Genomic DNA, 20,841 nt, shown 5'->3' on the forward strand with positions numbered 1-20,841 from the left:
GCCGTCAAATTCTTTTTTGAATCAATAGGTTAAGAATTAACCTTTACACAAGATATTGTGGACGGGCCTGAAGGAACGCCTATGATGTGGGGTAATCCCGATATCTAGAAGCGCGCGCTTGTGGGCCGGCGTCGGATAGCCCGCATTCACTTCCCAGCCATAGCCGGGATGCTGTTGCGCCAAATCCACCATGATGCGATCGCGCAACACCTTGGCCAGGATCGAGGCCGCCGCGATCGACAGGCAGCGCGCATCGCCCTTCACCACCGGCTGGGCCGGAAGCGGCAGGTCGCGGGGCACGCGGTTGCCGTCGACCAGGACATGGCAGGGCGGCTGGCGCAGGCCCGCGACCGCCCGGCACATCGCCAGATGGGCGGCGTGATAGATGTTCAGCCGGTCGATCTCCTCGACGCCGACATGGGCGGCGGACCAGTCGCAATTCAGCATGATCCATTCGGCCAGCACCTCGCGCCGCGCGGCGGTCAGCTTCTTGGAATCGTTCAGCCCCTCGGGGATGCGGCCGGGCTCCAGCACCACCGCCGCCGCCGTCACCGGCCCGGCCAGGGGGCCGCGCCCGACCTCGTCCACGCCCGCCACCCGGCGCGCGCCGCCCGCCAGCACGGCGGTCTCGTGGCTGAAATCGGGCAGGCTCATGGGGTGATGGTCACCGGGTCGATGCGGACTTCCTCCAGGTTCACGCCCTCGCCCTCGCGGTCGACGACCAGGAAATCGGCGGCGCGGTCCAGCGGCGTCAGCACGCCATGCCAGACGCCGGCGCGCAGGTTGATGCCCATGCCCGCCGGCACCAGGAAGGCCAGCGGCGCGCCGGGACGGCCGCCCGCGTCGGGGGCCACGACCGACAGCCAGGGGTCGGAATGCAGCGGCATGAAGGCCTGCGATCCCAGCGGATGGCGCTCCAGCAGCGCGCAATCATGGGGCAGGCTGACCGGCTTGGACCGGAAGATCGAGATGATCGCCTCGCCGCCGCCGCGTTCGACCGTGGCAAGGGCATGATGGCGTTCGCAGCGGCCCTCGTTGATCATGCGGTCGGCCTGGGCCCTGGGGGTCAGCAATTCTCCGAAGGGGGCAAAGGCTTCGGCGGTGATCGGCATGGCCTTGATGGTGGTCATGAATGGCTCCTCCTGTCGGACTGTTCTAGCCCGCCGCCGCCAGCCCGTCGAGGATCCGGTCCAGCAGTTCGCGCCGCAGCACCGGATCGGCGAAGCGGGCGGCCTCGGCCCGCGCGGCCTGGGACATCGCCTTGCATTCGCTGGGATTTTCGCGGGCCCAGGCCAGCTTTTCCTGGATGTCGGCGCCATAGCGCGCCACGGGTATATAGTGTTTCCATGGTTTGAAGCGGCCGGAATAGAAGACTTCCCAGCCGTCCTCCTCGGCCAGAAGGACCGAGCGGCTGTTGATCGCCGTGATGAAGTTCGAGCCGTGGTCATAGCCGCCAAGGCACAGCTGATAGCGGAAGCGGCGGAAGAAATCCGGCCCCTCGCGCGGCCGGCAATAGGGCGCCAGCAGCGGGTCCCTGGCGAAATCGCGGAAGGCCCAGGCCATCACCACGCCCAGGTCGAAATCGGGATGATCGATGAAGCGCCGCACGAAACCCAGCCGCGAGGTCTGCGACAGCTCTGCCCAGATCTCGGCGCGCAGGGCCTGGTCGGCGCCCGCCGCCGCCAGCCGGGTCAGGTAGACATGGGAGGCCGGGCCGGGCTTCACCCCATCGCGCATCAGGCTGCCCGAGATCATGCCGCGCCAGACCACCCGGTCCAGCTTCTGATCGAAGGGGATCGCGTCGGGGGCGGCCTGCGGATCGAAGCCCGGCATGCCGATGTCGTGCTGGCCCGGCAGCGGCCACAGCACCACGTTCCGCGCCCCCGCCCGCCGGTTGTGGCACAGCACCGGCAGCCCCAGCGGATCGCCATGGGCCGAGCCCATCCAGCGCGAATCCTCCATGTCGATGCGTACCGGGTCGCGCCGGCCCAGCCGCAGGATGTCGTTCACCACGCCCTCGGCCCGGCCCAGCTTGAAATGCACGCCGGGCCGCGCCACGGCCAGCGCATCCGCCAGGGCGATGGGCTGGGCGCTGCCGTCGCGGCCCGAAAACCGCGCCGCGCCGTCCCATGCGCAATAGAAGCGCGACACGCCGGGAAGCCCGCCCTCGCCGGGTTCCAGCCCGCGCAGGCAGAACCTGGCGACATCCTCCAGCCAGTCACCGGCATCGGAAGGCCGCGCGGGCGCCGCGCCTTCCAGCACCGCGCGCAGGCGGCGATCCTGCGCCGGATCGCGGGCGGGCAGCCAGGCCCGACCGGGCGGATGGCGCGGCATCGGCAGGAATTGCGACAGATGCTCGCACAGCTGCTGCGGGCTTTCCCGGTCGATATCGACGCGGATCAGCCGCGGATCGTCGCCGAAATGCGCCGCCACCGCCGCCAGATGCGCCTGCCAGTCGGCCAGCCACAGGTCGGGCAGCCCGGATTCGGCCACGCCGCGATGATGGGCATGGGCGCGGGCGGCGGCACCGCCTTCGCGCGTCAGGCGGTCGAACAGCCAGGCATCGGGGTCGCGCGTGGTCAGGACGAAGCGCGCCTGCGGGAAATGCCGGTCCAGGAAGGCAAAGCTGCGCCAGGCCTCCAAGGGCGGCTGCCAATGCGGCGCGTGACGGTAAAGCCCGGTCAGCAGCCGGGCGCGCGGCCAGTCCGACAGCGGCGCGCGCCCCGCGCCCTGGCTGAACAGGATGTCCTGCGCCAGCCGCCCGCCGTCGTGGCAGGACGAGGGATGGCCGTTCAGGCGAAACAGCTGGACCAGGCGTTCCTGCCCGCACCATTCGGGGCTGATGTGGAAGAACCGCGGCGGCCCCGCCATCAGCGCGCCAGTCGCCCCGGCCGCGGCAGGAAGATCGTCAAGAGGCCCAGGGCCGGCAGGAAGGAACACCAGACGAAGACGGTCCTCAGCCCGACCTGGTCGGCCATCACCCCCAGCGCCGCGGCCGAGATGCCGCCCATGCCGAAGGCGAAGCCGAAGAACAGCCCGGCGATCATGCCGGTCCGGCCGGGCACCAGTTCCTGCGCGAAGACCACGATCGCCGGGAAGGCCGAGGCCAGGATCAGCCCGATCACCACCGCCAGCACGCCCGTGGCGATCAACCCGACATGCGGCAGCAGCAGCGTGAAGGGCAGCACGCCCAGGATCGAGATCCAGATCACCCGCAGCGGCCCGACCCGGTCGCCGACGACGCCGCCCAGCAGCACGCCGCCCGCCATTCCGGCCAGGAACAGGAACAGCATGATCTGCCCGCCCTGCGGACCCAGCCCGAACTTCTCCATGGTGAAGAAGGTGAAATAGCTGGTCATGGCCGCGCCGTAGATGTTCTTGGTGAAGGTCAGCACCGCCAGCACCACGATTGCCCGGATCACGATGTCGCGCGGCAGGGGCAGCGCCAGGTCCGGCAGCGCCTTGGCCGCGCGGCGCCGCCCCTCGGCCCAGGAGCCGACCTGCCACAGCACCGCCGATCCCAGCGCGGCGGCGACGGCGAACCACGCCACCGCCGGACGGCCAAGCGGTACGACGATGAAGGCGGCCAGCAAGGGCCCCAGCGCCTGGCCGAAATTGCCGCCCAGCTGGAACAGCGACTGCGCGGTGCCGAATCGCCCGCCCGAGGCCAGCCGCGCCACGCGCGAGCTTTCGGGGTGGAAGACCGAGGAGCCGATGCCGACCAGCATCGCCCCCGCCAGCAGCATCGGATAGCTGGTGGCATAGGCCAGCAGCAGCACGCCGCAGAAGGTCGAGCCCATCCCCAGGGGCAGCGAGCGCGGCTGCGGATGGCGGTCGGTCACCATGCCGACCACCGGCTGCAGCAGCGAGGCCGTCACCTGGAAGGCCAGGGTCATCACCCCGATCTGCGCATAGCTCAGCGAGAATTCGCGCTGCAGCAGCGGATAGATCGCCGACAGCATCGACTGCATGACGTCGTTGACCATGTGGCAGGCGCTGATCGCGCACAGCACCAGCCATGCGGTGCCGCCCGAGCCCGCCATGGATGGTCCCGCCGGCGGCACGGCCGGCCCCGTTCCTGTCGCGCGCATCCGCGCCTCCGATTCCCAGCTTCCGGGATGACCTAGCAGCCGTGGGCTGCATTGAAAATCGGCATTCTGCACGATGCGCAAATCGGATACGCGACACACCTGCGTTGTCAATGGCAGGTTTTGTCTATTTCGACAGGTTTCCTTATTCCGCCAGCCGTTTATTAAAGAGAGCGTAGAAAGTCTCAGCGTCGTTAACTCATGACCAAGTTACCGGGTAAAGTCGCCCGTTCGCTTCGCCCGGCGGCGCGCGAGCGTGCTGGAAAACGTATGAACACATGGCAGTCGGTTCGCGCCGAGGTGCTGGAACGCATCAGATCACGCGAATGGCCTCCCGGTGAACTTATTCCTACGGAACAAGAGCTTGCGCATCAGCTTGGCTGCGCGCGCGCGACCGTCAACCGGGCGCTGCGCGAGCTTGCGGACAGCGGCATCATCGAACGCCGCCGCAAGGTCGGCACCCGCGTCTCGGCCACCCATTCGCGGCGCACCCGGCTGGAAATCCCGGTCATGCGCCAGGAAATCGAGGCGCTCGGCGCCAGCTATGCCTATCGGCTGCTGTCGGTCGAGCTGCGCCCCCCCAGCGAACTGGCGCAACGCGCGCTGCAACTGGGACCGGGGGGGCAGGCGACGCAGGTCAAGGCGCAATACCTGGCCAATGGCAAGCCGCATTGCTGCGAGGTGATCTGGCTGAACCCGCTGGCCCTGCCCGCCTTCTCGCGCGCCGATTTCGAGGAATTGCCCGCCCATGAATGGCTGGCCCGCAACGTCGCGCTGACCCATGGGCGCTTCTCGATCCTGGCCGAGGGCGCCAGCGGCGATTGCGCGCGCAACCTGCAGGTGGCCGACGGCACGCCGGTCCTGACCATCGAGCGCATCAACTGGAGCGATGCGACCCCCGTTTCCTTCGCGCGGCAATTCTATCCGCCCGAACACCGCCTGATCTCCGAGGACTGATCCGGCGCGACAAGCGCCATGTCGGCAGCCCGGATCGGCACCGCAGCCAGCCTCATCCGCCAGCCGTCGCCACAGGGAAAGGGCCGCAGGGCAGGACCATCGGCGCCACCTTCAACGGATCAGCCCCGGCAGCAGCAGGGATATGGCCGGAAACAGGATCAGCACCAGCAGGACCAGCATGTCGGGGCCGATGAAGCGCGCGACGCCGGCAAAGACCCGGTCGGCGCGGACATTCGGGGTGACATTGCCGATCACGAAGACGTTCATCCCGACGGGCGGCGTGATCAGCCCGATCTCCAGCAGCTTGACCAGGATGACGCCGACCCAGATCAGGTTCATGTCCATCGCCAGGGCCAGCGGCAGCAGCAGCGGCAGGACCAGCGACAGGACGCCCGCCGGCTCGATGAAGGCGCCGAGGACCAGGCAGGCCAGCGACAGCGCGATCATCACCGCGATGACCGACAGCCCCTGCCCCGTCACCCAGGCGGCCAGCATCTCGCCCAGCCCGCCAAGCTGCATCACGCCGTAGAACAGCCGCGCGGCGATCAGGAACAGCAGCAGCTGGGCCAGCTGCATCGCGCTTTCGCGCAGCGCCAGCCACAGGACCGCGCCGGTCAGGCGATGGGCGGTGATGCCGGTCGCCAGCGCCAGCGCCGTGCAGATCGCCAGCGCGGCGACGATGCCCAGCCCGGCAAGGATCGCGCCGACCAGCACCGCCAGCAGCAGCAGCGCCGGCCACAGCGCGCGGGCGGCCTCGACCCGGCGCGGCGGGGCGTCGTCGAAGGCCGGCCCCGCGCCCGGATCGCCGCGCAGCCACAGCATCACCGCCAGCAGCGCCGCGGCAAGGGTCAGAAGCCCCGGCAGCAGCCCGGCCAGGAACAGCGCCGCCACCGGCGCACCCGCCAGCAGGCCGAACAGCACGAACAGCACCGATGGCGGGATCAGCGCCCCCAGCGTGCCGCCCACCGCGACCGAGGCCGTCGCCAGCCGCGGATCATAGCCGCGATTCAGCATCTCGGGCACGCAGATCCGGCCCATGGTCGAGGCGCAGGCGACCGAGGACCCGGTCATCGCCGCAAAGCCCCCGCAGCCCAGGATCGCGGCCATAGCCAGCCCGCCGGGCACCCCGCGCAGCCACAGTGCCGCCGCGTCGTAGATCCGCGTGGCGATGCCGCCATAGAAGGCCAGGTTGCCCAGGATCACGACCAGCGGCAGCGCCCAGATCTCGGGCAGAAGCATGAGCGTCGAGGCGTCCGCGACCAGCCCGGCGCCGGTCGCGTGAAGCGCGGGCATCAGCGCGCCGCCGGCCAGCGACAGCTGCATCAGCAGCCCGGCCAGGACCGCGACCGCGGCCAGCACCGCCGCCACCGGCAGCTGGATCGCCATCAGCAGTCCCGCCACCACCAGCGCCCCGAAACCGATCACCCCCGGCGTCATCCGGTGCGCCCCCCGGCGCCTGGACCGCCTGGGCCGCCGCCATCTGTCGCAAGCGCCGGCTTGCGGGTCATGCCTGCCCTCCCCTGTTGCAACCCCCTGAATAGAGGTCGCCCGGAGGGGCTACAACGTGGAATTGACCGAAACGTGACCCACAGGCTATCTGGCGCATTGCCGCCGCAGCGTGGATGCTGCAGGCGATCAGGACCCCGGAGACCCTCATGCCGCTTCGCCGCCATCTCTCATCGCTGGCCATTCTGCTGAGCCTTGCCGCAGCCCCCGCCGCCCTGGCCGACACGCCCTTCACCACCGCCGATATCGAGGCGGCGCAATATGACGGCGGCGACCTGCCCTCGGGGCGGTCGGCGCTGACGGCGAAGGTGCAGGTGCTGCTGGACCGCTCGGGCGTGTCGCCGGGCGTGATCGACGGATTCCGCGGCGGCATGAGCGAAAGCGCGATCATGGCCTTCGAGCGCCGCGCCGGCCTGCCGATGGACGGGCGGATGGACCCGCATGTCTGGAATCTGCTGCAGGCCTATATCGGCGCGCCGCTGACCATGGAATACACGATCACCCCCGAGGACGCGCAGGGCCTGGTCGATGCGATCCCGGCCGATTACGCGGAAAAGGCCAAGATGTCCGCCATGGCCTATACCAGCATCGCCGAGAAGCTGGGCGAGCGTTTCCACATGGACGAGAAGTTCATCCATTTCCTCAATCCCGGCGTCGAGCTGGTGCCGGGCGCGACGATCCAGGTGACGGTGCCCGCGCCGCCGCTGCGGGCCAAGGTCACGCGGATCATCGTCGACAAGGCCACCCGCCGGGTGGCGGCCTATGATGCGAAGGGCCAGATGATCGTGGACTATCCCGCGACCGTGGGCTCGGACGCGACGCCCTCGCCCTCGGGCGATCACAAGGTGGTCACGGTGGCGATGAACCCGAACTATACCTACAACCCGGCGCGCAATTTCAAGCAGGGCGACAACGACCGGCCGCTGCTGATCCCGCCGGGGCCGAACGGGCCGGTGGGCACGGTCTGGATCGACCTGTCGAAGCCCAGCTACGGCATCCACGGCACGCCCACGCCCTCGCAGCTGTTCCGCAACCAGTCCAACGGCTGCGTGCGGCTGACCAACTGGGACGCAGAGGAGCTGGCGCGCATGGTCCAGCCCGGCGTGACGACGGTGGAATTCCTGGAACCCGGCGTGACCATCGCCGACGTGACCGGCGTCACCCAGCCGCCCGTGGCCACGCCCGAGATGACCCTGCCGCAGCCCGAGGCTACCCAGCCGCTGCCCGACACGCCCGGCGCGGCGGTGGCGCAGGACGAGGCCGTTCCGGTCGCGCCCTCGCAGCCGCTGCCCCAGACGGCCCCGGCCAACGCCGCCCCGGCCCCCGACAGCCCGATGCCCGCCAGCCCGATGCCTGACAGTCCCATGCCCGACAGCCCGATGTATGAGGACACGACCGAGGAACTGGCCGACCAGCTGGCGCCCCTGGGCGAGCCCAATCCCGAGATCGACCGGCTGATGGAGGCGCTGACCGACGCGCTGCCCATCGAGGCGCTGCCCCCGGCCGAAGGCCAGCTGCCGTGATGGCGCGCGGCCTGGCGCTGGTCCTGGTCGCCTGCGCCGGCATCGCCGCGGCGCAGGAACCGCCGGGCGAGGACCGGCCGCCGGAGCGCCCGGAGGCGCCGGCCAGCGATGCCCCGGTCGAGGAAGCCGCGCCGGAACCGCCCACCCCCGCCGCACGACCCGACGAACTCCCGGAGGAGACGGAGGACACCGAAACGCGCGAAAGCTTCGGCCCGCCGATGCCGCCCCGACATTTCCAACTGCGCGAAAGCGACGCGGAATATGCGGCCTGCCGGCTGTCGCTGTCGCTGCTGGGCACGCGCTACGAGGAACAGCCGCCGCTGACCGATCCCGAAATCGCCGATTGCGGCATCGCCCGGCCGATCCTGGTGACGCAGGTCATCCCCGGCGTGGAGCTGGAGGGCGGCGCGGTGATGCGCTGCGACACCGCGCGCGCGCTCGGCTTCTGGACCCGCGACTTCCTGCTGCCCGCGGCGGCGGCCCTGCCCGGCGCGCCCCGGCTGCAGGCCATGCAGCTTGGCACCACCTATGACTGCCGCGCCCGCGTGGGCACCGGGGACGAGACGCCGGAGCTGTCCGAACACGCCTTCGGCAATGCCATCGACATCATGGCCTTCCGCTTCGACCAGGGCGATCCGCTGCCGGTGCAGCCGCGCGCGGGCGACGGCGATCCCCACGAGGCTTTCCAGCGCGCCGCCCGCGCCACCGCCTGCCTGTGGTTCACGACCGTCATGGGGCCGGGCTCGAACGCGGCGCATGACGACCACCTGCACCTGGACGTCATCCCGCGCCCCAGCGGCTGGCGGCTTTGCGACTGAGCGCCCTCAGCGGCTCAGCTGCTCCATGTCCAGATAGGTCGGATCGAAGCGCGCAAGCCGCGCAAGCCCGGTCCAGTCCAGGATCGTGACCTCGGCCCCGTGCCAGCGAATCAGCCCGCGGTCGCGCAGGTCGCGCACGGCCCGGTTCACGTGGATCGGCGAATATCCCAGAATATCGGCCAGTTCGCGCTGCAGCAGCGGCAGCATGAAACTGCCGCCCGAGGCCGCGCCGACGGCATTCAGCCGCGTGTAGATCTCGCATAGCAGATGCGCCAGATGCGCGCTGGAACGCAGCGAGGCCGCCGCCACCAGCCATTGCCGATGCACCGCCGCATCGATCAGCGTCGCCATCCACAGAAGCCGTGTCAGATGCGGGAAGTTCTCGGTGATCTCGGTCAGTTCCTCGTGGTCGACGAACTCGACCTCGGCCGAGCCGACGGCGATGACCGAATGTTCCAGCCCGGCCAGCACGAAACCGTGCAGATCGACGAAATCGCCGGGCACATGCAGCGCGGTGATGACCCGTTCATCGGGCCGCCCGACCAGCCGGTGCGACCGCGCCGACAGCCCGCGCAGCATCATGCAGCTGCGCGCGGCCAGGCGCTCGGCCGGGACGATCACCTCGCCCGGACCGAAGCGGACCTGCTCGGTCTTCATCGCGTGCAGGCGGCAAAGATCCGAATCGGTCAGCCTGTCGCGGCGCTGAAGGTAGCGAATGAAGTATTCCGTGATCGCCATTCCCATCCTCTTTCCGACAGCGGGCGGACAGTTGCAAATCGTCAATATGGACGCAATGGGTCAGGGAACCCTGCTAACAATCATCAATCGACGCCAGAATTATTCTGTCAAATCACGATGGAAAGCCAGCCCGGCATCAGCGCGGGGGAAGGCGCAGCGCCTCGGCCAGCGCGGCGAAGCTGTCGGCGATGCCGGGGCTTGGCCGGGTCACGAAACCGTCCAGCCGGGGATGGAGCTTCACCGCCTCGTCCAGCCGCGGATCCGAGCCCGGCGCATAAAGCCCGGCGCGGATCATCAGCTCCGATTCGGCATAGGCCCCCAGCGCCGCCCGCGCCCGGCCGATCATGGCGTTTTCCTCGGCGCTGGCTGCCTCGGGCAGCGAGCGCGACACCGAGCGCACCACATCCACCGCCGGGAAACGCCCGCGCTCGGCGATGCTGCGCTCCAGCACGACATGGCCGTCCAGCGTGCCGCGCAGGATGTCGGCGATCGGCTCCTCCATGTCGGATCCCGCGACCAGCACGCTGAAGATGCCGGTGATGTCGCCCGCCCCCTCCAGCCCCGGCCCGGACCGTTCCGCCAGCGCCATGATCAGGTTCGAGACCGAGGGCGGAAAGCCGCGATAGCTGGGCGGCTCGCCGGCGGCCAGGGCGATCTCGCGATGCGCCTCGGCGAAGCGGGTGATCGAATCGGCCAAGAGCAGCACATGGCGGCCCTGGTCTCGGAAATGCTCGGCCACGGCCATGGCCGCCCAGGCGCAGCGGCGCCGGATCAGCGGCGAGCGGTCCGAGGTCGCGGTCACGATCACCGCCCGCCGCATCCCTTCCGGACCCAGCGTCTTCTCGACGAATTCGCGCAGTTCGCGCCCGCGTTCGCCGATCATGGCGATGACCACGACATCGGCCTCGACGCCGCGCGCCAGGTTGGACAGCAGCGTCGATTTCCCGACGCCCGAGCCCGCGAACAGCCCGATCCTCTGGCCCCGGACCAGCGGCAGCAGCGTGTCGAAGACCGCAAGCCCGGTCGCCAGCCGCGCCCCCAGCCGCTTGCGCCGCACGGCGGGCAGCGCCTCGCAGCGGAAGGGGCGCGGAAAGACGCCATGCGGCAGCGGCCGGCCGTCCAGCGGCTGCCCCAGCGGGTCGATGATTCGCCCGATCCAGGAATCGCAGGGCGCGATGGTCGGCGCGAACAGAAGCTGCGCGTCGGCGCCGACCGAAAGCCCCTCGGTATCGCCCTCGGGCAGCACCTCGGCATCCTCGGGACCAAGGCCGACGATCTCGCCCCCGACCGCGCCGGATTGCAATGAAATCAACACCCTGTCGCCCACCGAGGCATGGCTGTTCAGCCCGCCGATGCGGATCAGCCCGGCCCGGATCGACCGCACGCACCCATAGCGGATCGCGGGGCGCAATCGCCGGATCCGATGCGCGACCGATTCAAGTTTATCCATTTCGCCGCCCTCCTGGCCGCCGCGAATTCCGCGGCACGAAACGGTTTCTAAACCAATTGGGGTTAAGACCCGGTTATCGCCAATGAGGAGAAGCCTCGTGTTCGAAAAGATCGAAATGATGCGCATGGCCCGCGCCATGACCGCCCATGCGGCCGAACGGCAGGTCGTCGTCGCCCGCAACATCGCCAATTCCGACACGCCCGGATTCAAGGCCCGCGACATCCAGGATTTCGCATCCCGCTATCGCGACACGCTGCCCGAACCGCGCCAGACCCGCGCCCGCCACATCGCGACGCCCGGCTGGTCGCCCGCCGCCGCCCGGCAGGTGGCGACGGAAACCGGCGTCTCGCCCAACGGCAACTCGGTCTCGCTGGAGGAGGAGATGGTGAAGCTGGCCGAAACCCGGCGCGAACATGAGATGTCGATCGGCATCTACCGCTCGGCGCTGAACATGATGCGCACCAGCATCGGCCGCCGGAACTGAGGGGGCGCCGATGACCGACCGCGTCACGCCGCTGCGGCTTGCAGCCTCGGGAATGCGCGCGCAGAGCGAACGGCTGCGCCACAGCGCCGAGAACATCGCCAATACCGACACGCCGGGCTATCGCCGCAAGCTGGTCACATTCGAGGAGGCCGTCCGCTTCGGCCGCCCCTCGGGCGAGGTCCAGGCCTCGCGCACCCGGCTGGACCAGCGCGAATTGCCGCGGATCCACGACCCGTCGCATCCGATGGCGGATCAGGACGGCTATTACCTCGGCTCGAATGTCGACCTGGTGGTCGAGATCGCCGATTCCCGCGAGGCCAGCCGCAGCTACGAGGCCAATCTTCGCATGTTCGAACAAACGCGCCAGATGGGTTCGGCCCTGATGGACCTTCTGCGCCGCTGAAAGGATTTTCCATGATCACCCAGATCAATGCCGTCAACGCCTATGCCGCCGCCCGCCCGGCCATCGCGCCCGGCGCCCCCTCCGATGCCGTCCAGAAACTGGGCCAGGCGGCCGAGGCCTTTGCCGGGCAGATGGACCGGGTCGACCAGGTCGCCACCGGCGCCATGACCGGCCAGGTCGAGACGCACCGGCTGGTCCAGACCATCGCCGAGGCCGAGCTGGCGCTGGAGACCGTGGTCGCCATCCGCGACAAGGTCGTTGAGGCCTATCAGGAAATCCTGCGGATGCCGGTCTGAGGCGCGGCCATGAACGAGACCCTGCTGTTCGACATGATGCGCCAGGCCCTGCTGATCGCCGTCAGGATCTCGGCGCCGATGCTGGGGGTCGCGCTGATCGCCGGCGTCGTCATCGGCCTGTTCCAGGCGCTGACCTCGGTCCAGGAAATGACGCTGACCTTCGTGCCGAAGGTCGGCCTGATGCTGATCGTCTTCTGGGTCACCATGAGCTTCATGACCACCGCGCTGGCCGATTTCTACCTTGGCCAGATCATCCCGCTGATTTCCGGAGGCTGACCCGTGGACAACGCCATCTATGCCACCCTGACCCGCCAGTCCGGCCTGATGAAGGAAATGGGCGTCGTCGCCAACAACATCGCGAATGTGAACACCACCGGCTTCCGCCGCGAGGGGGTCATCTTCGCCGAACATCTGGGCGCGCTGGACCGCCGGGGCGCCACACTGTCGATGGCCCATGCGCGCGGCCGGCTGATCGACCTGCGCCAGGGCGTGCTGACGCAGACGAACGGCACCTATGACCTGGCCATCGAGGGCGAGGGGTTCTTCGCCGTCGAAACGCCCGACGGAAACCGCCTGACCCGCGCCGGCGCCTTCATCCCCTCGGCCGAGGGAGAGCTGATGACCGCCGAGGGCTACCGCCTGCTGGACGAGGGCCAGGCGCCGATCCTGATCCCCCCCGGCGCCAGCGCCGTCAATATCGGCCCCGACGGCACGCTGTCGGCCAATGGCGTCCCCTTCGGCCGCATCGGCCTGTTCACCGCCCCCGAGGGCGCCCGGCTGGACCATCGCGGCGGCACGCTGTTCCAGCTGGACGGCGACCCGGAACCGCTGGAGGAAGCCAGCCTCCGGCAGGGTTTCCTGGAGGAATCCAACGTCGACCCCGTCTTCGAGATCACCCGCATGATCGAGGTCCAGCGCGCCTATGAGCTGGGCCAGTCCTTTCTGGATCGCGAGGATGAACGCATCCGCAACGCGATCACCTCCATGACCCGCTGAAAGGAGCCGCCATGAGAGCCCTGCAGATCGCCGCCACCGGCATGAGCGCGCAGCAGACCCGTGTCGAGGTCATCTCGAACAACCTCGCGAACATGTCCACCACCGGCTACAACGCCCGCCGCGCCGAATTCGCCGACCTGCATTACCAGCAGGCGGTCCGTCCCGGCAGCGTCACCGCCGCCGACGGCACGGTCATCCCCGCCGGGGTGCAGCTGGGCCTGGGCGTGCGCCCGACCGCCGTCAGCGTGAACCTGGCCCAAGGCTCGCTGACCCAGACCGGGGGCGACCTGGACATCGCCATCGACGGGGACGGCTATCTGGAGGTCACCCTGCCCTCGGGCATCTCGGGCTATACCCGCGACGGCGGGCTGAAACGGTCGCCGGACGGGCAGATCGTGACCTCGGACGGCTATCCGGTCGTGCCGGGCATCACCATCCCCGACGACGCGCGCTCGATCGCGATCAATGCCGGCGGCGAGGTCTATGCCTATTTCAGCGACCAGGTCGAGCCCGAGATGCTGGGCCAGTTCACGCTGGCCGGCTTCACCAACCAGAAGGGGCTGGAGGCGATCGGCTCGAACCTGTTTCTTGAAACCGCGGCCTCGGGGGCCCCGCAGGTCGCCTCTCCGGGCCAGGACGGGCTTGGCACCGTGCGGCAGGGCTATCTGGAGGAAAGCTCGGTCGACGCGGTGCGCGAGATCACCGAGCTGATCAAGGCGCAGCGCGGCTACGAGCTGAACGCCAAGGTCATCACCGCCGCCGACCAGATGCTTGGCGCGACGACGCAGATCCGCTGATGCGCGCGCTGATCCTGACCCTGGCCCTTCTGGCGCCGCTTCCCGCCTGGGCGGCGGTGGTGACCGCGGCGCGGACCCTGCCCGCCGGAACCGTCATCACCGCCGAGGACCTGCGCATGGCCGAGGACAAGCGGACCGGCCTCGCGGATCCGTCCCAGGCGATCGGGATGCAGACCCGGATCACGATCTACGAGGGCCGCCCGATCCAGTCGACGCTGCTGCAGGCCCCGCGGCTTGTTGCGCGCAACCAGATCGTGCGGCTGTCCTTCCGGCGCGGCCCCCTGCGCATCGAGACCTCGGGACGCGCCATGTCCGAGGGCGCGGCGGGCGAGGTGATCCGCGTGCTGAACCTGGAATCGCGCAGCACCGTCAATGCCCGCGTCAACCCCGACGGCACGCTCAGCGTGCTGAACTGAACGGCAGCCGGCCATGGACGGCTTGCGAATGAACGATCTCCCGGAGGCCCCCTCGCGGCGTCCGGCCGGACAAGGATGACCCCATGAAACCAAGTCATGTCCTCTGCCTGCTGCTGGCGCTTGGCGCCTGCGGCCGCGCCGCCAATATCGGCCAGGTGCCCGAGCTGACCTCGCCGCGCCAGACCGAGGAATTCATGGCGATGACCAACCCGCCGCTGGAGATCCCGGTGGTTTCCGGCCGCCCCGAATCCGCCGCGTCGCTGTGGGCGGGGACGCATTCCTCGCTGATCAGCGACCGCCGCGCCTCGGTCCGCGGGGACATCCTGACCGTGGTGATCCAGATCGACGACCGGGCCGAGATCAGCAACAGCTCGGGCCGGTCGCGCAGCGCCCGCGAGGACCTGTCGATCCCGCAGATGATGGGCTTGCCGCAGCGGCTGGCCGACAAGCTGCCCGAGGGCGCCAGTTTCGACGAGCTTGCCGAGGCCAGCTCGTCCTCGACCTTCAAGGGCAGCGGCAACATCTCGCGGCGCGACAAGCTGACCTTGCGGGTCGCGGCGACCGTCATCGACACCCTGCCCAACGGCACGCTGCACATCCAGGGCACGCAGGAGGTGCGGGTCAATTTCGAGCTGCGCGAGCTGACCGTCAGCGGCTTCGTGCGGCCCTCGGACATCGATCGCAGCAACGAGATCGCCTATGACCGCATCGCCGGGGCCCGGATCTCCTATGGCGGGCGCGGGCAGATCACCGATGTCCAGCAGCCGCGCCTGGGCCAGCAGATCGCCGATATCATCCTGCCCTATTGAGGAGCCGACATGGCACGAAAAATCCTGATGCTGCTTCTGCCGCTGCTGGCGCTGGTCGGGGGCGCGATGGGCGGCGACATGCTGCGGCCCAAGCCCGACCCGACCCCGGCAGAGGCGGCGGAAGGCCATGACGCGCCGGATCACGATACCGCGGCGGCTTCCGGCCACGACACGGCCACGACGCCGCAAAACCCCGCCTGGATGAGCTTTGCCAACCAGTTCTTCGTGCCGGTGATGCGCGACGGCGACATGAAATCGCTGATGATCCTGACCCTGACCATCGAGACCAGCGAGGAGGCGCTGGAAAGCCTGCGCAAGCGCGAACACCGGCTGCGCGACGCCCTGCTGCGCCAGCTGATGATCCAGGCCAATACCGGCGCCTTCGACGGCAACTTCACCTCGGAACCCTATCTGCGCGGGCTGCGCGAGACGCTTCTGGAGGCCGCGCGCGCCGCCGGAGGAGAGGAGATCACCGCCGTGCTGATCGAGGACATCGCGCGGCAATGACGCGACCCGCCGGGCATCGTCTTGCATCGCCGTCATGGCTGGCGGCGTGAAGGGCGGCACGAAGATTTTCCGCGCCTGACGACAGGATCCGGCGATGGCAGCACTGCGTCGCGGACCAGAGCCGTCGCGGACCAGTGCGAGCACGGATCATGCGCGGTCGGGCCGCCGGGGAAGGATCGGTCCCGCAAGGCGGGCAGGTCGCACCGGCGGCGCAGGAATATGCGCCGTCCCGCGCTATCAACAACGCCGGCGCCGGGGCATGAGCGACCATCGGGAAGCGGCGATCGGTTCGCGACACGGCCTTCCACGGCCGCAATGCAAGGACCCCGTGGCTAGGGTCGGCGCCCCCGCCCGCGAGGCGGGGATGCCGGCCGCGACGCTTCGCAGAGGATCGCCGCTCAGTGGCCCAGGATCTGGCTGAGGAACAGCTTGGTCCGCTCGGATTTCGGGTTGTTGAAGAATTCGCGGGGGCTGTTCTGCTCGACGATCTGGCCCTGGTCCATGAAGATCACCCGGTTGGCCACCGCCTGCGCGAAGCCCATCTCGTGGGTCACGCAGATCATGGTCATCCCCTCCTCGGCCAGCTCGATCATCGTGTCCAGCACCTCCTTGATCATCTCGGGGTCCAGCGCACTTGTCGGCTCGTCGAACAGCATGATCCGCGGCTGCATGCACAGCGAGCGGGCGATGGCCACCCGCTGCTGCTGGCCGCCCGAAAGCTGGCCGGGATACTTGTCGGCCTGTTCGGGGATCTTCACCTTTTCCAGGTATTTCATCGCCGTCGCCTCGGCCTGCTTGCGCGGGACCTTGCGCACCCAGATCGGCGCCAGGGTGCAGTTCTCCAGCACGGTCAGATGCGGGAACAGGTTGAAATGCTGGAAGACCATGCCGACTTCGGAACGGACCTTGTCGATATTCTTGATGTCGCTGGTCAATTCGACCCCGTCGACGACGATCCGGCCGGACTGGTGTTCCTCCAGCCGATTGATGCAGCGGATCAGCGTCGACTTGCCCGAGCCCGAAGGCCCGGCGATGACGATCCGCTCGCCGCGATGGACGGTCAGGTCGATGTCGCGCAGCACGTGGAAGGTGCCGTACCACTTGTTCATCTTGTGGATCTCGATCGCGACCTCGTCGCTGATCCGCATCTGGCTGCGGTCGATCTCTCGGGTGATGGCTTCGCTCATGAATGGGGCTCCTTAGCGGTGGTCGCGGCGCAGCCGACGTTCGAGATACATCGAATAGCGCGACATGCCGAAGCAGATGATGAAGAAGATGAAGCCGACGAAGATGAACGGCTCCCAATAGATGCCCTTCCAGGCGATATTGGCGCGCACCGCGTCGGACATGGATTTCAGCGGTTCGTAAAGACCGACGAAGGTCACCAGCGTCGTGTCCTTGAACATGCCGATGAAGGTCGACACGATCCCAGGGATGCTGATCTTCAGCGCCTGCGGCAGCACGATCAGCCGCTGCGCCTTCCAGTAGTCCAGCCCCAGCGCGTCGGCAGCCTCGTACTGGCCGCGCGGCAGGGCCGCCAGGCCCCCGCGGATCACCTCGGCCATGTAGGCGGCCGAGAACAGCGTCACCATGATGATGACCCGCAGGATGATGTCGAAATTCGTCGAGGGCGGCAGGAAATAGTTCAGCAGCAAGGAGGCCACGAACAGCAGCGCGATCAGCGGCACGCCGCGGATGAACTCGATGAAGATCACCGCCATCGACTTGATCAGGAACATGTCCGAGCGCCGCGCCAGCGCCAGGATGATCCCCAGCGGCAGGGACAGCGCGATGCCGGCGACGCCGATGGTGATCGCCAGGAGGAAGCCGCCGAACTGGTCGGAGCGCACGAAGGGAATGGCCAGCGACAGCAGCCCCTCGGCATCGGCCGCCGCGCGCGAGGCGAACATCAGCCACCACAGCAGGGTGACGACGATGGCCGCGACCGTGGCCAGCAGGGCCGAGAACCGGCCGACCAGCGTCCAGGCGGCCCAGCCCAGCAGCGGCCCGACCAGCACCATGATCGGCCCCCAGAGCGAGCCGCCCCAAAGGAACCAGACGCCCAGCAGCGGATAGAGCACCGAGAAGATCAGCAGCCAGCTGACATGGCGCTCGGAAATCGCCAGCCCGCCGACCAGCACGATGGCGGCGAAGACCAGCCAGGCGCCGGGCGCGTTCAGCTGGACCATCGCCCACAGCGTCACGACGGCGGTGACGACCAGCACCGTGCGCCGGATCTTCAGCGATTCCGAGAACAGCACCGGCGCCAGCGCGACGAACATCAGCCCGAAGGCCATCGTCGGCCGCCAGTAGAGCGCCGAAGGGTAGAAGCCGAACATGTACTGGTTCCAGCGTTCGCGGATCACCGCAAAACAGGCGCCGCGCGCGCCCTCGCCCCAGGTCTCGATGATGATCTGGCGGCACTCGTTCAGGCTGGAGGCGTTCCAGACCGAATGCGCGAACCAGTCCCAGAAATGGCTGACCAGGAACCAGATGATCGCCACCCCCAGCAGGGTCAGCACGGTGTTGACCGGCCCCGAGAACAGGTTCTCGCGCAGCCATTTCACCGCGCCCGATTCCGCCACCGGGGGCGGCTCGGGCGCCAGCATCGTGTCGCGGACGAAGGCGACGGTCTGGGCATGTGTCTCGCTCATGTCACCGCTCCTTCAGCTTGACGCGGGCGTTGAAGATGTTCATCCCGGCCGAGATGATCATGCTGAGCGCCCAGTAGATGGCCATCATCAGCACGATGGCCTCCAGTTCCCGGCCGGTCTGGTTCAGCGTCGTGCCGCCAAGCGTGCCGCGCAGGTCCATGTAGCCGACCGCGATCGCCAGCGAGCTGTTCTTGGTCAGGTTCAGGTATTGCGAGATCAGCGGCGGGATGATCACCCGCAGCGCCTGCGGCAGGATCACCAGCTTCATGGTGCGCCGCGGCCGCAGCCCCAGGGCGAAGGCGGCCTCGGTCTGGCCCTTGCTGACCGCAAGGATGCCGGCGCGGACGATCTCGGCGATGAAGGCCGCGGTATAGAGCGTCAGCGCCAGCCACAGCGCCACCAGCCCGTTCTGGACATTGATGCCGCCGGTGAAGTTGAAGCCGCGCAGCTCGGGCGCCTCCAGGTGCAGGCCGAACCAGAAGATCAGGAACAGCGAGGGCACGGTCATCACCGCAAGGTTCATCACCCATGTCCGCGGCCGCAGCCCGGTCGCGTCCTGGACCCGCTGCGCCCAGGCCAGGATCGCCCGGCGGACGAACCAGCCGCCGACCAGCACGACGACGAAGGCGATGGTCGCCCAGTTGAAGGTGATCCGCGCGCCCAGGTCCAGGCTGCCCGGATCGTTGGTCATCGCCAGCGTCGGGATCGCCGTATAGCGGTTGGTCAGCGCGACATTGTCGAAGAAGATCATCGAGGCCGTCGCATCCTCGCCGCGATAGGCATTGGGCGGCGGCAGGATCTCGGTGAAGATCGCATAGATGATCAGGATCCACAGCAGCAGCGGCATGTTGCGGAACGCCTCGACGAAGACGGTCATCAGCCGCGCGAACAGCCAGTTGTTCGACAGCCGCGCGACGCCGACCGCGACGCCCAGGACGGTGGCGGCGATGCAGCCCAGGATCGAGACGATGAGGGTGTTCAGAAGGCCGACGATGGTCGCGCGAAGATGGGTGTCGTCGGAGGTGTAGGGAATGGGCGTTTGCGGGATGTCATAGCCCGCGCGCTGGAAAAGAAAGCCGAAATTGAAATCCTTGCCGAGGACCGCGAGGTTGCGGATGGTGTTGTTCACCAGCCACCAGGCCGCAGCCATGACCAGTATGAACACGATGACCTGGAATGTCATTGACCGGTAGCGGCGGTCATAGATCAGCATGCTCAATCGGAACGGCGGTTCCGCCGGTGCCGAGACATCTGCCATTATAATACCCCTGTTGCCGCCCGTATCAGCGCCCCCTGGGAGGAAGGCCGGGCATTTTTATCTTTGAACCGGGGCCGGTCCGGAAACCGCCCCCGGCGATCATGCCAGCGTCGATCCGTCAGATCAACGGAAGGGCATCGCGTACATCAGGCCGCCCTGCGTCCATTGCGCATTCAGGCCGCGCGCCAGCCCGATCGGGGTCTGTTCGCCGATATTGGCCGCAAAGATCTCGCCATAGTTGCCGCTGGCCAGGATGGCGCGCTTGGCCCATTCCGCGTCCAGCCCGATCATCGCGCCCAGGTTGTCGGTCGTGCCCAGCAGCCGCTGCACTTCCGGGTTCTGCGAGGATTTCGCCAGTTCCTCGATATTCTTCGAGGTGATGCCGTATTCCTCGGCCGCGATCAGCGCATAGAGCGTCCAGCGCACGATGTCGCCCCAGTTGCTGTCGCCATGGCGCACGGCCGGGCCAAGCGGTTCCTTCGAGATGATCTCGGGCAGGATGATGTGGTTTTCCGGGTCCGCGAAGGCGGCGCGGGTCGCCGCCAGGCCCGAGGCGTCGGTGGTGTAGGCGTCGCAGGCGCCCGCCATGTATTGCTGCTCGCCCTCGGCATTGCTGTCGATGTTGACGGGCTGATAGTTCATGTTGTTGGCCCGGAAATAGTCGGCCAGGTTCAGCTCGGTCGTGGTGCCGGTCTGGATGCAGATCGTCGCGCCTTCCAGTTCCTTGGCCGAGGTCACGCCCAGGTCCTTGCGGACCATGAAGCCCTGGCCATCGTAATAGTTCACGCCGACGAAATCGAGCCGCAGGTCGGTATCGCGCGAGAAGGTCCAGGTCGAGTTGCGCGCCAGCACGTCCACCTCGCCCGAGGACAGGGCGGTAAAGCGCGTCTGGCCGGTGGTCGGCACGTATTTCACCTTGGACGGATCGCCCAGCACGGCTGCCGCGACGGCCTTGCAGATGGCCACGTCGAAGCCCGTCCAGTTGCCATTGGCATCGGGCGCCGCAAAGCCCGCAAGGCCGGTATTGACGCCGCAGTTCAGTTCGCCGCGCGCCTTCACATCGGCCAGCGTGTCGGCCATGCCTATCCCGGCCACCATGCTGGCGGCGGCGACGGTGCCCAGAAATACCGTTTTTCTCATA

23 protein-coding genes are annotated in these 20,841 nt (G+C 68.3%); 12 read left to right on the plus strand and 11 right to left on the minus strand.

Annotation, left to right across the window (positions count from 1 at the left end; translation table 11 throughout):
* Positions 1 to 36 precede the first annotated feature (36 nt).
* From C9E82_RS06180 to C9E82_RS06195, 4 genes are read right to left on the minus strand one after another with little or no spacing between them, the layout of a single operon-like run.
* Complete coding sequence (locus tag C9E82_RS06180) at positions 37 to 654, minus strand: ribonuclease HII (RefSeq protein WP_119897778.1); 618 nt, start codon at positions 652 to 654, stop codon at positions 37 to 39.
* Positions 651 to 1,130, minus strand: a complete 480-nt coding sequence (locus tag C9E82_RS06185) for an ureidoglycolate lyase (RefSeq protein ID WP_119897779.1) — start codon at positions 1,128 to 1,130, stop codon at positions 651 to 653. The genes C9E82_RS06180 and C9E82_RS06185 overlap by 4 nt, the downstream gene beginning before the upstream one ends.
* Before the next feature lie 25 nt (positions 1,131 to 1,155).
* Entirely contained in the window at positions 1,156 to 2,871 is a 1,716-nt protein-coding gene (locus tag C9E82_RS06190; protein WP_119897780.1) for a glycosyl transferase family 90, read from the minus strand.
* Entirely contained in the window at positions 2,871 to 4,091 is a 1,221-nt protein-coding gene (locus C9E82_RS06195; protein ID WP_170162048.1) for an MFS transporter, read from the minus strand. The genes C9E82_RS06190 and C9E82_RS06195 overlap by 1 nt, the downstream gene beginning before the upstream one ends.
* A 267-nt stretch (positions 4,092 to 4,358) precedes the next feature.
* On the opposite strand from C9E82_RS06195, the gene C9E82_RS06200 reads away from it, so the two are divergent.
* On the plus strand, positions 4,359 to 5,045 hold the full coding sequence (locus tag C9E82_RS06200) for a GntR family transcriptional regulator (protein WP_170162049.1): 687 nt from the start codon (positions 4,359 to 4,361) through the stop codon (positions 5,043 to 5,045).
* A 111-nt stretch (positions 5,046 to 5,156) separates the two neighbouring features.
* Here the strand turns inward: C9E82_RS06200 and C9E82_RS06205 are convergent, their stop codons facing one another.
* Entirely contained in the window at positions 5,157 to 6,482 is a 1,326-nt protein-coding gene (locus C9E82_RS06205; RefSeq protein ID WP_119897783.1) for a TRAP transporter large permease subunit, read from the minus strand.
* A 218-nt stretch (positions 6,483 to 6,700) separates the two neighbouring features.
* Between C9E82_RS06205 and C9E82_RS06210 the strand changes: the two genes are divergently transcribed.
* Both C9E82_RS06210 and C9E82_RS06215 read left to right on the plus strand, forming a co-directional pair.
* On the plus strand, positions 6,701 to 8,074 hold the full coding sequence (locus tag C9E82_RS06210; RefSeq protein ID WP_240643505.1) for a L,D-transpeptidase family protein: 1,374 nt from the start codon (positions 6,701 to 6,703) through the stop codon (positions 8,072 to 8,074).
* On the plus strand, positions 8,074 to 8,892 hold the full coding sequence (locus C9E82_RS06215) for an extensin-like domain-containing protein (RefSeq protein WP_119897785.1): 819 nt from the start codon (positions 8,074 to 8,076) through the stop codon (positions 8,890 to 8,892). Before C9E82_RS06210 ends, C9E82_RS06215 begins: the two co-directional genes overlap by 1 nt.
* A gap of 6 nt (positions 8,893 to 8,898) precedes the next feature.
* On the opposite strand, the gene C9E82_RS06220 is transcribed toward C9E82_RS06215, so the two are convergent.
* Both C9E82_RS06220 and C9E82_RS06225 read right to left on the minus strand, forming a co-directional pair.
* Complete coding sequence (locus tag C9E82_RS06220; protein ID WP_119897786.1) at positions 8,899 to 9,630, minus strand: Crp/Fnr family transcriptional regulator; 732 nt, start codon at positions 9,628 to 9,630, stop codon at positions 8,899 to 8,901.
* A gap of 136 nt (positions 9,631 to 9,766) precedes the next feature.
* Positions 9,767 to 11,080 (minus strand): FliI/YscN family ATPase, encoded by a 1,314-nt coding sequence (locus C9E82_RS06225; RefSeq protein WP_119897787.1) that lies wholly within the window; start codon positions 11,078 to 11,080, stop codon positions 9,767 to 9,769.
* Positions 11,081 to 11,177: 97 nt separating this feature from the next.
* Here C9E82_RS06225 and C9E82_RS06230 point away from each other — a divergent pair, with 97 nt between their 5' ends.
* From C9E82_RS06230 to C9E82_RS06270, 9 genes are all read left to right on the plus strand, one after another.
* Positions 11,178 to 11,564 (plus strand): FlgB family protein, encoded by a 387-nt coding sequence (locus C9E82_RS06230; protein WP_119897788.1) that lies wholly within the window; start codon positions 11,178 to 11,180, stop codon positions 11,562 to 11,564.
* 10 nt (positions 11,565 to 11,574) lie between these two features.
* Positions 11,575 to 11,967, plus strand: coding sequence for a flagellar basal body rod protein FlgC (gene flgC, locus C9E82_RS06235; RefSeq protein ID WP_119897789.1), 393 nt, complete (start codon positions 11,575 to 11,577; stop codon positions 11,965 to 11,967).
* Positions 11,968 to 11,978: 11 nt separating this feature from the next.
* Positions 11,979 to 12,263 (plus strand): flagellar hook-basal body complex protein FliE, encoded by a 285-nt coding sequence (locus tag C9E82_RS06240; RefSeq protein ID WP_119897790.1) that lies wholly within the window; start codon positions 11,979 to 11,981, stop codon positions 12,261 to 12,263.
* Between the two features lie 9 nt (positions 12,264 to 12,272).
* Positions 12,273 to 12,539 (plus strand): flagellar biosynthetic protein FliQ, encoded by a 267-nt coding sequence (locus C9E82_RS06245; RefSeq protein WP_119897791.1) that lies wholly within the window; start codon positions 12,273 to 12,275, stop codon positions 12,537 to 12,539.
* A gap of 3 nt (positions 12,540 to 12,542) precedes the next feature.
* Positions 12,543 to 13,259 carry a flagellar hook-basal body complex protein gene (locus tag C9E82_RS06250; protein WP_119897792.1) on the plus strand — a complete coding sequence of 239 codons (717 nt, stop codon included), beginning with the start codon at positions 12,543 to 12,545 and terminating at the stop codon, positions 13,257 to 13,259.
* Between the two features lie 11 nt (positions 13,260 to 13,270).
* Complete coding sequence (gene flgG / locus C9E82_RS06255; protein WP_119897793.1) at positions 13,271 to 14,056, plus strand: flagellar basal-body rod protein FlgG; 786 nt, start codon at positions 13,271 to 13,273, stop codon at positions 14,054 to 14,056.
* On the plus strand, positions 14,056 to 14,472 hold the full coding sequence (flgA, locus tag C9E82_RS06260) for a flagellar basal body P-ring formation chaperone FlgA (protein ID WP_119897794.1): 417 nt from the start codon (positions 14,056 to 14,058) through the stop codon (positions 14,470 to 14,472). The genes flgG and flgA overlap by 1 nt, the downstream gene beginning before the upstream one ends.
* An 83-nt stretch (positions 14,473 to 14,555) precedes the next feature.
* On the plus strand, positions 14,556 to 15,281 hold the full coding sequence (gene flgH, locus C9E82_RS06265) for a flagellar basal body L-ring protein FlgH (RefSeq protein WP_119897795.1): 726 nt from the start codon (positions 14,556 to 14,558) through the stop codon (positions 15,279 to 15,281).
* A 9-nt stretch (positions 15,282 to 15,290) separates the two neighbouring features.
* Positions 15,291 to 15,788: a hypothetical protein gene (locus C9E82_RS06270; RefSeq protein ID WP_119897796.1), complete on the plus strand. Its 498-nt coding sequence runs from the start codon at positions 15,291 to 15,293 to the stop codon at positions 15,786 to 15,788.
* A 398-nt stretch (positions 15,789 to 16,186) separates the two neighbouring features.
* Here C9E82_RS06270 and C9E82_RS06275 read toward each other — a convergent pair whose 3' ends face one another.
* The 4 genes from C9E82_RS06275 to C9E82_RS06290 form a co-directional block, all read right to left on the minus strand.
* Positions 16,187 to 16,975 (minus strand): amino acid ABC transporter ATP-binding protein, encoded by a 789-nt coding sequence (locus C9E82_RS06275; RefSeq protein WP_119897797.1) that lies wholly within the window; start codon positions 16,973 to 16,975, stop codon positions 16,187 to 16,189.
* 12 nt (positions 16,976 to 16,987) lie between these two features.
* Positions 16,988 to 18,442 (minus strand): amino acid ABC transporter permease, encoded by a 1,455-nt coding sequence (locus tag C9E82_RS06280; protein WP_119897798.1) that lies wholly within the window; start codon positions 18,440 to 18,442, stop codon positions 16,988 to 16,990.
* A 1-nt stretch (position 18,443) separates the two neighbouring features.
* A complete protein-coding gene (locus C9E82_RS06285) occupies positions 18,444 to 19,700 on the minus strand; it encodes an amino acid ABC transporter permease (protein WP_119897799.1) in 1,257 nt (418 codons plus the stop codon).
* Positions 19,701 to 19,823: 123 nt separating this feature from the next.
* Positions 19,824 to 20,840, minus strand: a complete 1,017-nt coding sequence (locus tag C9E82_RS06290; protein ID WP_119897800.1) for an amino acid ABC transporter substrate-binding protein — start codon at positions 20,838 to 20,840, stop codon at positions 19,824 to 19,826.
* Position 20,841 lies beyond the last annotated feature (1 nt).

This window comes from Paracoccus sigandri, assembly GCF_003709565.1.
Classification (GTDB): domain Bacteria; phylum Pseudomonadota; class Alphaproteobacteria; order Rhodobacterales; family Rhodobacteraceae; genus Paracoccus; species Paracoccus siganidrum.